This window comes from Klebsiella sp. HC6, from assembly GCF_022605325.1.
In the GTDB taxonomy this organism is placed as follows: domain Bacteria; phylum Pseudomonadota; class Gammaproteobacteria; order Enterobacterales; family Enterobacteriaceae; genus Klebsiella; species Klebsiella terrigena.
Genome location: NZ_CP093276.1, coordinates 2,334,458 through 2,347,289, shown reverse-complemented (window position 1 = coordinate 2,347,289; position 12,832 = coordinate 2,334,458). Strand labels below are relative to the sequence as shown.

The 12,832-nt window shown below is 60.4% G+C and carries 9 protein-coding genes; 6 read left to right on the top strand and 3 right to left on the bottom strand.

Annotated elements, in window-relative coordinates:
* The first annotated feature begins 6 nt into the window (after nt 1–6).
* The 3 genes from MMW58_RS11440 to MMW58_RS11430 all read left to right on the top strand — a co-directional run bounded on the left by MMW58_RS11440 (nt 7) and on the right by MMW58_RS11430 (nt 5,043).
* The gene (locus MMW58_RS11440; RefSeq protein ID WP_241723388.1) at nt 7–1,977 is read left to right on the top strand and encodes a TonB-dependent receptor plug domain-containing protein; all 1,971 of its coding nucleotides are present in this window, start codon (nt 7–9) and stop codon (nt 1,975–1,977) included.
* 37 nt (nt 1,978–2,014) lie between these two features.
* The gene (locus MMW58_RS11435) at nt 2,015–2,659 is read left to right on the top strand and encodes an MOSC domain-containing protein (protein ID WP_133598422.1); all 645 of its coding nucleotides are present in this window, start codon (nt 2,015–2,017) and stop codon (nt 2,657–2,659) included.
* Between the two features lie 263 nt (nt 2,660–2,922).
* Entirely contained in the window at nt 2,923–5,043 is a 2,121-nt protein-coding gene (locus tag MMW58_RS11430) for a TonB-dependent siderophore receptor (RefSeq protein WP_241723387.1), read from the top strand.
* A 92-nt stretch (nt 5,044–5,135) separates the two neighbouring features.
* On the opposite strand, the gene emtA is transcribed toward MMW58_RS11430, so the two are convergent.
* The gene (emtA, locus tag MMW58_RS11425; protein WP_041146166.1) at nt 5,136–5,747 is read right to left on the bottom strand and encodes a membrane-bound lytic murein transglycosylase EmtA; all 612 of its coding nucleotides are present in this window, start codon (nt 5,745–5,747) and stop codon (nt 5,136–5,138) included.
* A gap of 95 nt (nt 5,748–5,842) precedes the next feature.
* Between emtA and ldcA the strand changes: the two genes are divergently transcribed.
* Nucleotides 5,843–6,757 carry a muramoyltetrapeptide carboxypeptidase gene (ldcA, locus tag MMW58_RS11420; RefSeq protein WP_041146167.1) on the top strand — a complete coding sequence of 305 codons (915 nt, stop codon included), beginning with the start codon at nt 5,843–5,845 and terminating at the stop codon, nt 6,755–6,757.
* 92 nt (nt 6,758–6,849) lie between these two features.
* Complete coding sequence (locus tag MMW58_RS11415; protein WP_133598426.1) at nt 6,850–8,583, top strand: potassium/proton antiporter; 1,734 nt, start codon at nt 6,850–6,852, stop codon at nt 8,581–8,583.
* 16 nt (nt 8,584–8,599) lie between these two features.
* Here the strand turns inward: MMW58_RS11415 and dadX are convergent, their stop codons facing one another.
* Both dadX and MMW58_RS11405 read right to left on the bottom strand, forming a co-directional pair.
* Complete coding sequence (gene dadX / locus MMW58_RS11410) at nt 8,600–9,670, bottom strand: catabolic alanine racemase DadX (protein ID WP_241723386.1); 1,071 nt, start codon at nt 9,668–9,670, stop codon at nt 8,600–8,602.
* Between the two features lie 9 nt (nt 9,671–9,679).
* Nucleotides 9,680–10,978, bottom strand: coding sequence for a D-amino acid dehydrogenase (locus tag MMW58_RS11405; protein WP_241723385.1), 1,299 nt, complete (start codon nt 10,976–10,978; stop codon nt 9,680–9,682).
* A 321-nt stretch (nt 10,979–11,299) separates the two neighbouring features.
* Here MMW58_RS11405 and MMW58_RS11400 point away from each other — a divergent pair, with 321 nt between their 5' ends.
* Nucleotides 11,300–12,832 carry a SpoVR family protein gene (locus tag MMW58_RS11400; RefSeq protein WP_041146171.1) on the top strand — a complete coding sequence of 511 codons (1,533 nt, stop codon included), beginning with the start codon at nt 11,300–11,302 and terminating at the stop codon, nt 12,830–12,832.

The window sequence follows — 12,832 nt, the reverse complement described above, 5'->3', positions numbered from 1 at the left end:
ATAAAAATGAGAATCAGGAAGCGCTATCTTTGCACATTGATTAGCCTCAGCTTAGGTCAAACCGCCTGGGCAGACCCGGCGGAGGAGTCCATGACCGTCTGGTCAAGCCCCGTCCCGGCGGCGACCACCAATATCCTCGGCCAGGAGACCATCCGGCGTCTGGATAAGCAGGACGTCGCCCACGCGCTATCGGCGGTGCCCGGCGTGGTGTTACAAAAATCCGGCAGCCGCAACGAGCTGCAGGTGAAGGTCCGCGGCTTTGATGGCCGCCAGGTTCCGGTCTTTTTTGACGGCGTACCGATCTACGTCCCCTACGACGGCAACCTCGACCTGGGCCGGTTTCTCACTTCCGATATCGCCTCGGTGGAGGTATCGAAAGGCTACTCTTCCCTGCTGCAGGGCCCCAACCAAATGGGCGGGGCGATCAACATCACCACGCCGCGCCCCAGTAAACCGCTGGAAGCCAGCATCGGCTATCGTCAGGGCTGGAGCCGCAGCGAAACTAACGCCTATGACACCCACGCCTCCCTTGGGGCCAGCGGCGATCTGGGCTACATCCAGCTCAGCGGCAGCCGCCTGAAGCAGGATTTCCTCGGCCTGCCTCACGGAACGAATAACCCCGTCGCCGGGGAAGACGGCAAGCTGGTCAACTCGGCAAGCGACGATAAGCGCGGCATTATTAAGCTCGGCTTCACGCCGCGCGCTAACGACGAGTACGCCCTGACCTATATCAAGCAGGATGGCGAGAAGCAGAACCCGCCTTACGCCGGCACCAGCAGCCAGAAATCCCGCTACTGGCAGTGGCCGGAGTACGACAAAGAAAGCTACTACTACCAGGGCACGACGCACCTCGGCGACAGCTTGACCCTGAAGAGCCGCCTCTACCACGATACCTTCAAAAATACCCTGCTGATGTATAACTCATTGGCGGATCTGCACAATAAGAACGGCAGCTACAGCCGCTATAGCGACTACAGCACCGGCGCGGGGCTGCAGCTCGCCGCCGACGTCCGCCAGAACGACCAGCTCTCTTTTGCCGTTAACTGGAAAGATGATGTGCATCGGGAGAAGAGCGCCGCCAACGGTCCTTACGATCGCTATAAGGATCGCACCTGGTCCGTCGCCAGCGAATACCAGTGGGCGGCGGCGGAGAATCTCGACCTCGTCGCCGGGATGAGCTACGACTGGCGCAACAGCCTTGAGGGAATGAAGCACGAAAAGAACGGCAGCCTGACCCACTACGACGACAACCGGCAGAGCGCGTTTAACTGGGAAACAATGGCCCGCTACCGCTTTAGCAACGAAGATACCCTGTCGCTCTCCTGGTCCGATCGCACCCGCTTCCCGACGCTCAAAGAGCGCTATACCACCTCGAAGCCCGCCAAAGACCAGATTGCGCTGGTCAACCCGCAGCTCAAGCCCGAGCGCGCCCGCGGCGTCGACCTGACCTGGAATGGACGCCTCAACGACCGCTGGGCCTACGAGATAAGCACCTACTATAACCGGGTCAGCGACGCCATCCTGGCGATCAATATCGATGCCGATACGGTACAGAACCAGAACAGCGGCCGGGTTGACTATACCGGCCTGGATGTGGGGATCAAAGGCTCGCCGTTCGACCTGCTCGACGTCGGGCTAAGCTACGGTCTGATTCACGCGGATGCCAAACGCGAAGAGGCGGGCAAGGTCACCGACCTTCCGGTGCAGACGCTGACCGCCTGGCTGACGCTCAAGCCCGTCGAGCCGCTGCAAATCACGCTCTCTGAAGAGGCGCGATCCTCCAGCTACAGCAACAGCGACGGATCGCAAAAAGCGCCGGGATTTGCCATCACCCATCTGCGGACCGATTACGCCATCGGCCACGGTTTTAGCGTCAACGCCTCGGTCAATAACCTCTTCGATACCCGGTACTACTACGGTGAAGGATTTATTGAGGAAGGGCGTAACTTCTGGGCCGGCGTGGAATATAAATTCTGAGACCTTCTCCGCCGCGGCGGAGAACAAGGAGAGCACCATGATGACAGATTTTCCGGTAATGCTGCGCAGCATTCTCGGCAACCAGCGCCAGGCGGATGGTTCCCTGCGTAAAACGGCGCTAAGCGGACGCGTGTTTCTCAACACCCACGGCCTGCAGGCAGAAAACGGTATTGAGGAGCATTTTGCCGATCCCGACTGCGCGCTGATGCACTACGCGCGGGAGCATTACGACTACTGGCGCGAGCGCTACCCGGCTCTGGCGGGACAGCAGCTGCATATCGGTCTGTTCGGCGAGAACTTTTCCACGCGGGGGATGACGGAAGCCAACGTCTGTCCGGGGGATGTTTTTCGCCTCGGCAGCGCTGAAATCCAGATCTCCTGGGGACGCGTGGCCTGTCAGACCATGGCCGAGCGGCTAAGGGACCCTCACGCGCCGGAGCTGATGCACCAGCAGTCGCGCAACGGCTGGTTTTACCGGGTACTCACCCCCGGCGAGACCGGCTGCAGCGACGGCTTTGTGCTGCTCGATCGGCCGGCGGCCGGCTGGCCGCTTAGCCGGGTGCAGGCCATTGTCTTTAGCGACGGCGGGACGCCGGAGGAGCTGCTGGCGCTCTCGGCCATGCCGTTCCTTGCCGACGGCTGGAGAGCGCTGGCGCTGCTGCGTCTGCAAAGCCGCTCTTAGCTGCCGCCGCTCCTTAGCGCCGGGCTACCAAATCTGGTAGCCCGGTGCGGCAGCTTTCGCCGCACCCTTCCCCGCCCGCCGCGCCTGTGTCGATAAATACCATATTTATCATGAGGTTTTACTTTTCTGCGCGCCAATTACGCCTTGATAACGAAAAGATAAACAATAATAATTCGCATTACTTTATGACGAAAATTGACACTTTCGCTTTTTCACGCGGCGGCGTACAGGAGTACCAGGCTGCGTAACATCAGGATTATGCAATGATCGCTCGCGTCACCTTCAAACGCTCCGCCTTGCTGTGCGCCCTCGCTACCGCTTTCCCTCTCGCAGGCCTTGCGGAAGAGACGGTCGTGGTTACCGCCCAGCCCGTCGATTCCGCCAGCTCGCCAACCGCGGGCTATAGCGCAAAGACCTCCGCAGGAGCCACCAAAACCGATCAGCCGCTGATTACTACCGCCCAGTCGGTGTCGGTTATTACCCGGCAGCAAATGGCCGATCAGGGCGCGAATACGATTAGCCAGGCGCTGCAGTACACGCCCGGCGTCTACTCGAGCTTTGGCGGCGGCGCGACGCGTTTTGATACCGTCTCCCTGCGCGGCTATCACGGCGGCGACGTCGACAACCTGTTCCTCGACGGCATGCGCCTGATGAGCGACGGCGGGAGCCACAACGTCATTCAGGTCGACCCGTGGTTTATCGAGCGGGTGGACGTTATTCGCGGCCCCTCCTCCGCGCTGTACGGGCAAAGCGTGCCGGGCGGCCTGGTCAACCTGACCTCGAAGCGCCCGCAGTTCACCTCCGAAGGCCATTTCCGCCTCAGCGGCGGAACGCAAAATACCAAAGGCGCCGCCTTCGACTATACCGATGCCATTAACGACCAGTGGGCCTATCGGATTGTCGGCATGACGCGCTCCAGCGATACCCAGTATGACAACTCCCGCGAAGAGCGTTACGCCATTTCGCCGTCCCTGCTCTGGCAGCCGGATAGCGACACGTCGCTGCTGCTGCGCGCCTATCTGCAAAAAGATCCGTCGGGCGGCTATCACGGATCGCTGCCGCTGGACGGCACCCGCTACGCGCACAACGGGCGCAAGCTCTCCACCAGCACCAACGAAGGCGATCCGGCCGATGGCTATCAGCGTCGCGAGCAGATCTACAGCTATGAGTTTAATCATCAGTTCAGCGACGTCTGGTCGGCCTACTCCGCCGGCAGCTATACCCACACCAACGTCTCGTTAGACCAGGTGTATCAGGTGGGCTGGGTTGACGATAGCAATATGCTCTCCCGCGGCTACAGCGGCTCGCGCGGCTCGCTGGACGCGTGGTCTACGGATAACCGCCTGCGCGCCGATTTTAATACCGGCGAGCTGGCGCATACCCTCATCCTCGGCGCGGAATATCACCGCTTCCGCAACGATTTATGGACCGGAGCCGGCAGCGCCTCGCCGCTCGATCCGTTTAGCGGCTATACCGCCCAGACCGGACACACCGTCACCTACAGCGATAACAATAACCGCCGCTACTATCAAACCGGGCTCTATCTGCAGGATGAGATGGTGTGGAATCGCTGGCATCTGGATCTCTCCGGCCGTTACGATCGCATCGTTTCCCAGCAGGTCAGCGACACGTTCGGCACCTCGAGCCGCCGTTCCGATGACCATATCAGCGGCCGCGCCTCCCTGCTGTACGCTCTGGAAAACGGCCTCTCGCCGTACCTGAGCTACAGCCAGGCCATTACTCCGGCAATGCTGCCGGGAGCCGACGGCACCCTGCTTAAACCGACGACCGCGGAGCAGGTAGAAGCGGGTCTGAAGTTCCAGCCGCCGGGCAGCGCCGATATGTACAGTATCGCTATCTATGATTTAACCCAGAAAGACGTGGCCACCCGCGATCCGAATATCGCTACCGCGACCTTTATTCCGGCCGGGAAGGTGCACTCTCAGGGCGTCGAGCTGGAGATGCATAACCAAATTACGCCGCAGCTGAGCACCATCGCCTCCTATACCTGGAACCGCCTGCGCTTCCAGGAAACCAGGGACGGTACCAACGATAATACGCCGCAGCTCTCGCCGGATCAGATGGCTTCCTTCTGGGCGCGCTATCAGTTCCCGGCGGGGATCAGCGCCGGTGCGGGGGTACGCTACATCGGGAAACAGTGGGCGGATGATGCCAATACCGAGCGTCTGCCGTCGGCGACCCTGCTGGATGCCATGGTGCGTGCGGATCTCGGCGTCTGGTCGCCGTCGCTGAAAGGGGCGTTCGTGCAGGTGAATGCGAATAACCTCAGCGACCGGGAGTACCTCTCCGGCTGCTACGGAACCGGCAACTGCTACTGGGGCGCGGAGCGCAGCGTGACGGCCACCGTCGGCTACGATTTCTAAGCTCTGGTCTAAAACGCCGCGCCTGCGGGCGACAGAATCACGCGTTCTGTCGTCCCGCTAAGCGCGGCGCGAGTGGCGCAAGGCGGCGATGATTACATCGCGTCCAGCGCTTTCTGCAGCTTCCAGATATAGCGCGGCGCCTGCGGAGCCGGGTGCTTTTTCGCTACGTGCTCGAAGAAGTCGTCGGCATCCATATCATTAATCTCGTCAATCGCGTCCTGGCGGTTCGACGAGAAGGTGCGCAGCAGCGCGCCGGCGCCGTTGGCGTAGGAGACCACCACCGCGTAGCGCATCACCTGCGGATCTTTAATCCCGGCCAGCGGACCGTTCTCAAGAATGCTCAGATAGGCCGCGCCCATCGAAATATTGCGCTCCGGATTTTTCAGCTCGCTCACCGACGGCTCGCCGCGCCAGCCCATGCGCTGGTAAACATCGCGCCCGGAGGTCGAAGGCTTCAGCTGCATCAGGCCAACCGCGCCGGATTTACTCACTACCGTCGGATTACCGCCGGACTCAATGGCAATAATCGCCGTCACCAGCTGCGGATCAACGCCCCACGCCGCGCCGGCTTTTTCGCTGATTGGCATCCACTGCATCGCCCGCTTCACCGGAACCTCGGCGTTCCACGGCGGATTGCGGTAATCATGTTTCGAGCTACAGCCGGCCAGGAACACAAATAAAAAAACGCACCATCTCAATTTCACACATCTATCCTTATTGGCTGAAGTTTGCCGCCTGGAGATGACAATAATCGCTCCAGGCGGCATGATAACCCTTTCATTCTTAGCAAGGAATTGTCATGTCTCAGTTTTATCTGGTTGCCCCCTCAGGCTACTGCACCAACCAGCAGGCGGCGGCCCGCGGCGTCAGCCGTCTGCTGGAAGCAGGACACCAGGTGATGAACCAGCAGGTCATTACCCGCCGACAGCAGCGCTTTGCCGGGACTGAGCAGCAACGCCTGGACGATATCAACCAGCTCGCCACCCTCGACGGCAGCAACCGCATCGTCATGCCGGTGCGCGGCGGCTACGGCGCCAGCCGCCTGCTCCCGCATATCGACTGGCAGGGCCTGACCGCGCGCCAGCGGCAGGACCCGCTGCTGATCTGCGGCCACAGTGATTTCACGGCGATCCAGCTGGGTCTGCTGGCAAAGGGTAGCATAATCACCTTCAGCGGGCCGATGCTGGCAGGTAACTTTGGTGCAGAAACGCTGGATCCGTTCACGGAATTTCACTTCTGGCAGGCGCTGAGCAGCCCGCAGTTTACCCTCGAATGGGACGGAGACGGTCCGGAGTGCCGCGCGCAGGGCACGCTGTGGGGCGGCAACCTGGCGATGCTCACCTCGCTTATCGGCACGCCGTGGCTGCCGCAGATTGCCGACGGCATTCTGGTACTTGAAGATATCAACGAACATCCGTTCCGCGTCGAGCGCATGCTGCTGCAGCTGCTGCACAGCGGCATTCTTGCGCGCCAGCGGGCGATTATCCTCGGCAGCTTCAGCGGCGCCGCGCCCAACGATTACGACGCCGGATACGATTTACCGGCGGTTTACGCTTACCTGCGCGCGCAGCTCGCTATTCCGCTGATCGACGGCTTAGATTTCGGCCACGAGCAGCGCACCGTCACCCTGCCGCTCGGCGCGCGGGCGCTGCTGGTGAACAATGCGGCCACCACCACCCTCACGCTGAGCGGCCATCCGGTGCTGACGGAATAAAATTTTCCGTGACACATTTCCGGATCCCCCGCGGATGGTTAATATGATGTCAAATTATCAAAATCTTCATACGCGTAAGGAGTGCATGAACATTGGATGCCGGTGCGGTTATTAGTCTGTTTATTCTGGGTTCTGTATTAGTAACCTGTAGCATTTTATTGAGTTCCTTTTCCTCACGTCTCGGCATTCCGATTCTGGTCATCTTCCTGGCTATCGGCATGCTGGCGGGCGTTGACGGTATCGGCGGCATCCCTTTTGACAACTACCCTTTCGCCTATATGGTGAGTAACCTGGCGCTGGCGGTGATCCTGCTCGACGGCGGGATGCGCACCCAGGCCAGCTCCTTTCGCGTGGCGCTGTGGCCCGCGCTTTCGCTGGCCACCGTCGGGGTACTGATCACCTCCTGCCTGACCGGGCTGATGGCGGCGTGGCTGTTTCATCTCAACCTGATTGAGGGGATGCTAATCGGCGCGATTGTCGGCTCCACCGACGCCGCGGCGGTCTTCTCCCTGCTCGGCGGCAAGGGCCTCAACGAACGCGTCGGCTCAACGCTGGAGATCGAATCCGGCAGCAACGATCCGATGGCGGTGTTTCTGACCATCACGCTTATCGAGATGATTCAGCAGCACCAAACCGGCCTCAGCTGGATGTTCGCGGTCCACATCGTGCAGCAGTTTGGCCTCGGGATCGTCATCGGCCTCGGCGGCGGCTATCTGCTCCTGCAGATGATAAACCGCATCGTGCTGCCGACCGGTCTCTATCCGCTGCTGGCGCTGAGCGGCGGAATTATGATTTTCGCCGTCACCACCTCGCTGGACGGCAGCGGCATCCTGGCGGTCTATCTGTGCGGCTTCCTGCTCGGCAACCGGCCGATTCGCAACCGTCACGGCATTCTGCAAAACTTCGACGGCCTGGCGTGGCTGGCGCAAATCGCCATGTTCCTGGTGCTCGGCCTGCTGGTGACGCCGTCCGACCTGTGGCCGATTGCGATCCCGGCGCTGCTGCTGTCGATGTGGATGATTTTTATCGCCCGTCCGCTGTCGGTCTTCGCCGGTCTGCTGCCGTTTCGCGGGTTTAACCTGCGCGAGCGGATATTTATCAGCTGGGTGGGATTACGCGGCGCGGTACCGATTATCCTCGCCGTATTCCCGATGATGGCCGGGCTTGAGAATGCGCGGCTGTTCTTCAACGTCGCCTTCTTCGTGGTGCTGGTCTCGCTGCTGCTGCAGGGGACCTCGCTGTCGTGGGCGGCGAAAAAAGCCAAAGTGGTGGTCCCGCCGGTAGGCTGGCCCATTTCCCGGGTCGGGCTGGATATTCATCCGGAGAATCCGTGGGAGCAGTTCGTCTATCAGCTTAGCGCGGATAAATGGTGCGTCGGCGCGGCGCTGCGCGATCTGCATATGCCGCCGGAAACGCGCATTGCCGCCCTGTTTCGCGATAACGCGCTGCTGCACCCCACCGGCAGCACCCGCCTGCTGGAGGGCGATATTCTGTGCGTTATCGGCCGCGAGCGCGACCTGCCCGCGCTGGGTAAAATGTTCAGCCAGTCGCCGCCGGTGGCGCTCGATCAGCGCTTCTTCGGCGACTTTATCCTTGACGCCAGCGCTAAGTTTGCCGACGTCGCACAAATTTATGGCCTTGACGGCGGGGAAGAGTATCGCGATCGCCAGCAGTCGCTGGGCGACGTGGTGCAGCACCAGCTCGGGGCCGCGCCGGTGGTGGGCGACCACGTTGAATTTGCCGGAATGGTGTGGACGGTCGCGGAAAAAGAAGAGGACCACGTTCTGAAGGTGGGCGTTCGCGTAGCGGAAGATGAGGCGGAGTGATCCGCCTCACGAGAAGTTACGCCGTCACAACGGGAACGCGCGGCGCCAGAGCGCACATTAGCTCGTAGCCGACGGTACCGCTGGCGGCGGCCACGTCGTCGATTTTAACCTCTTTGCCCCACAGTTCGACCGGCGCGCCGATCCCGGCCTGTGGGCATGGCGTTAAGTCTACCGCCAGCATATCCATCGACACGCGCCCCACCAGCGTGGTGCGCACGCCGTCAACCAGCACCGGCGTTCCCGCCGGCGCGATGCGCGGATAGCCGTCGGCATAGCCGCAGGCCACGATGCCGATCCGCTGCTCCTCCGTCGTCCGGTAGAGGCCGCCGTAGCCCACCGCCTCGCCCGCCTTCAGGTTCTGCACGGCAATAATCTCGCTGCTGAGGGTCATCACCGGCTTCAGGCCGCTGTTGGCGATGTCCTGCCACTGGCCGGACGGCGAGGCGCCGTACAGCACGATCCCCGGCCTGACCCAGTCAAAATGCGCTTCCGGGTGCCAGAGGGTCGCCGCCGAGTTCGCCAGCGAGCGCGAGCACGCCAGCCCTTCCGCCGCCTGCTCGATGCGGCGCATTGGCTCGACGATGCCCTGCGGGTTTTCCGCGTCGGCAAAGTGCGACATCAGCGTCATTTCGCTGACGTTGCCCAACGCCCGCAGCTGCTGCCAGACGGTATGGATGCGCTCCGGCATAAAGCCCAGCCGGTTCATACCGCTGTTGACCTTAACGTAGATATCCAGCGGAGCGTGCAGCTTCGCCTGCTGTAGCGCCTTAATTTGCCAGTTGCTGTGCACGCTGGTGGTCAGGCGATACTTATCAAACAGCGCCAGCTCGTCGGCGTGGAAGAAGCCCTCGAGCAGCAGAATCGGCCCTTTCCAGCCCTGCTCGCGCAGCAGGATCGCCTCTTCAAGATTCAGCATGGCAAAGCCATCTGCGCCGCTGAGCGCGTGCCACGCGCGCGCCAGGCCGTGACCGTAGGCGTTGGCTTTCACCACCGCCCACAGCCGCGAGCCCGGAGCCGCGCGCCGGACAATCTGCAAATTCTGCCGCAGGGCCGACAAATCAATGCTGGCCAGTACCGGACGAGACATGAAAACTCCTTAGTTGTGAACGCCGTGCAGGTGCTGAGCACGCGCCGGAGTGAAGCCCGGGCTATAGCGGGCGACGGCAAGATCGTCGTACGGAATAGCCGGAGTGCGACCCGAGATTAAATCGCTCAAAAGCTGTCCTGAGCCGCACGCCATGGTCCAGCCCAGGGTGCCGTGCCCGGTATTGAGCCACAGGTTTTTATACGGCGTGCGCCCGACCACCGGCGTGCCGTCCGGGGTCATCGGACGGAGGCCGGTCCAGAAGGTCGCCTGCTCTACGTGGCCGCCGCGCGGGAACAGATCGCGCACCACCATCTCCAGCGTTTCGCGACGCGGCTGCAGCAGCTCTTTATTAAAGCCGACTATTTCCGCCATCCCGCCGACGCGGATCCGCTGGTCAAAGCGGGTAATCGCAATTTTGTAAGTCTCATCAAGGATAGTCGATACCGGCGCCCCGTCCTCCTCGGCGATAGGGATCGTCAGCGAGTAGCCCTTCAGCGGGTAAACCGGAATGTCCACCAGCCCTTTCAGCATCGCCGTTGAGTAGGAGCCGAAGGCCATGACGTAGGCATCGCCTTTGACAATTTCATCGCCGCACTTCACGCCGGCGATCTGCTCGCCTTCGTACAGCAGGGCATCAACCGAGGTATTAAAGCGGAAGATGACGCCCGCCTGCTCCGCCATCGCCGCCAGGTGCGTGGTAAACAGCTGGCAGTCGCCGGTTTCATCGTTCGGCAAACGCAGGCCGCCGGTCAGCCTGTGGCTCACCTCGGCTAAGGCGGGTTCAACTTCCCGCAGACGTTTCGCCTCCAGCAGCTGATACGGCACGCCGGCATCCTGCAGCACGGCGATGTCGCGGGTGGCGTTCTCATACTGTTTTTCGGTACGGAAAAGCTGCAGCGTCCCGCCCTGGCGCCCTTCATACTGGATGCCGGTGCTTTCGCGCAGCGCCTTCAGGCAGTCGCGGCTGTACTCCGCCAGACGCACCATGCGGCCTTTGTTTTCCATATAGTGGCGGGTATCGCAGTTGCGCAGCATCTGCCACATCCATTTGAGCTGGAACTGCGTGCCGTCAAGGCCGATCGCCAGCGGCGCGTGGCGCTGGAACATCCACTTAATGGCCTTCAGCGGCACGCCGGGCGCGGCCCAGGGGGCGGCGTAGCCCGGAGAAATTTGTCCAGCGTTGGCGGCGCTGGTCTCTTCCGCCGGCCCCGGCTGACGATCGATAACCGTCACCTGATGTCCTGCCTGGCTCAAATACCACGCACTAGCTACCCCAACCACCCCACTTCCCAGTATGACGACTCGCATAGCGACTCCGTAATAGTTAAAGAACAATCATCTGATTACAAATTGATAACTCAGTTGAAAATATTATTCAACATACGCTTTATTTATGGTGACTTATCTCACACCGAACCGCACCAGCACTGACCCCAAAGATTTACTATCTCCTGCTGCGCTTCATTTTTCCTCAGAATAAAATTCTGCGTTAAAGGCTAAACCAGGCCTTTAAGATTGCTAAATCGCGAAGAAAAGAAATTGTCCGCAGACGCAGTTTGCCGAGCCGTGTTCTATGCTTGTTGTGAGGCTCTCCGTATAGAGAGAGTCACCGACAATGAGGGCGCGCTAATGGCTACGATTGATTCCATAAACAGGGACACGACTCGTTTAAGCGATGGACCCGACTGGACTTTTGAACTGCTGGAAACCTATCTCGCCGAGGTTGACCGGGTGGCGAAGCTGTATCGTCTCGACACCTACCCGCATCAGATCGAAGTCATTACTTCCGAGCAGATGATGGATGCCTACTCCAGCGTCGGCATGCCAATCAACTACCCGCACTGGTCGTTTGGTAAGAAATTTATCGAAACCGAGCAGGCGTATAAGCACGGCCAGCAGGGGCTGGCCTACGAAATCGTCATCAACTCTAATCCCTGCATCGCCTACCTGATGGAGGAGAACACCATCACCATGCAGGCGCTGGTGATGGCTCACGCCTGCTACGGGCACAACTCCTTTTTCAAGAATAACTACCTGTTCCGCAGCTGGACCGACGCCAGCTCGATAATCGACTACCTGATCTTCGCCCGCAAATACATCACCGAGTGCGAGGAGCGTTACGGCGTTGATGAGGTGGAGAAACTGCTCGACTCCTGCCACGCGCTGATGAACTACGGCGTCGACCGCTACAAGCGTCCGCAGAAAATCTCGCTGCAGGAGGAGAAGGCGCGGCAGAAAAGCCGGGAAGAGTATCTGCAAAGCCAGGTGAATATGCTGTGGCGCACCCTGCCTAAGCGGGAAGAAGAGAAAGCCATCGAAACCGCGCGCCGCTATCCTTCTGAGCCGCAGGAAAACCTGCTCTACTTTATGGAGAAGAACGCCCCGCTGCTGGAGTCATGGCAGCGTGAAATCCTGCGTATCGTGCGTAAGGTGAGCCAGTATTTCTATCCGCAAAAGCAGACCCAGGTGATGAACGAGGGCTGGGCGACCTTCTGGCACTACACGATCCTCAACCACCTGTACGATGAAGGCAAGGTGACGGAACGCTTTATGCTGGAGTTTCTGCACAGCCACACCAACGTTATCTACCAGCCGCCCTACAACAGCCAGTGGTACAACGGGATTAACCCCTACGCGCTGGGCTTTGCCATGTTCCAGGATATTAAGCGCATTTGTCAGTCGCCGACCGAAGAGGACAAATACTGGTTCCCGGACATCGCCGGTTCCGACTGGCTGGAGACGCTGCACTTTGCCATGCGCGACTTCAAGGATGAGAGCTTTATCAGCCAGTTCCTGTCACCGAAAATTATGCGTGATTTCCGCTTCTTTACGGTGCTCGATGACGACCATCACAACTACCTGGAGATTTCGGCCATCCATAACGAGGAGGGGTATCGGGAGATTCGCGCCAAGCTTTCCGCCCAGTACAACCTGAGCAACCTCGAGCCGAATATTCAGGTGTGGAACGTCGACCTTCGCGGCGACCGTTCGCTGACGCTGCGCTACGTGCCGCATAACCGCGTACCGCTGGATAAGGGCCGCCGTGAGGTGCTCAAGCACGTCCATCGCCTGTGGGGATTCGACATCCTGCTGGAGCAGCAAAATGCCGATGGCAGCATCGAACTGCTGGAGCGCAGCCCGCCGCGGCAAAACGCGCTGTAA

Excerpts from the sequence above, each read along its gene's own strand:
- MMW58_RS11440 (WP_241723388.1), top strand. The coding sequence starts at position 7 with ATGAGAATCAGGAAGCGCTATCTTTGCACATTGATTAGCCTCAGCTTA.
- MMW58_RS11435 (WP_133598422.1), top strand. The coding sequence starts at position 2,015 with ATGATGACAGATTTTCCGGTAATGCTGCGCAGCATTCTCGGCAACCAG.
- MMW58_RS11430 (WP_241723387.1), top strand. The coding sequence starts at position 2,923 with ATGATCGCTCGCGTCACCTTCAAACGCTCCGCCTTGCTGTGCGCCCTC.
- ldcA (WP_041146167.1), top strand. The coding sequence starts at position 5,843 with ATGTCTCAGTTTTATCTGGTTGCCCCCTCAGGCTACTGCACCAACCAG.
- dadX (WP_241723386.1), bottom strand. The coding sequence starts at position 9,670 with ATGTCTCGTCCGGTACTGGCCAGCATTGATTTGTCGGCCCTGCGGCAG.
- MMW58_RS11405 (WP_241723385.1), bottom strand. The coding sequence starts at position 10,978 with ATGCGAGTCGTCATACTGGGAAGTGGGGTGGTTGGGGTAGCTAGTGCG.
- MMW58_RS11400 (WP_041146171.1), top strand. The coding sequence starts at position 11,300 with ATGGCTACGATTGATTCCATAAACAGGGACACGACTCGTTTAAGCGAT.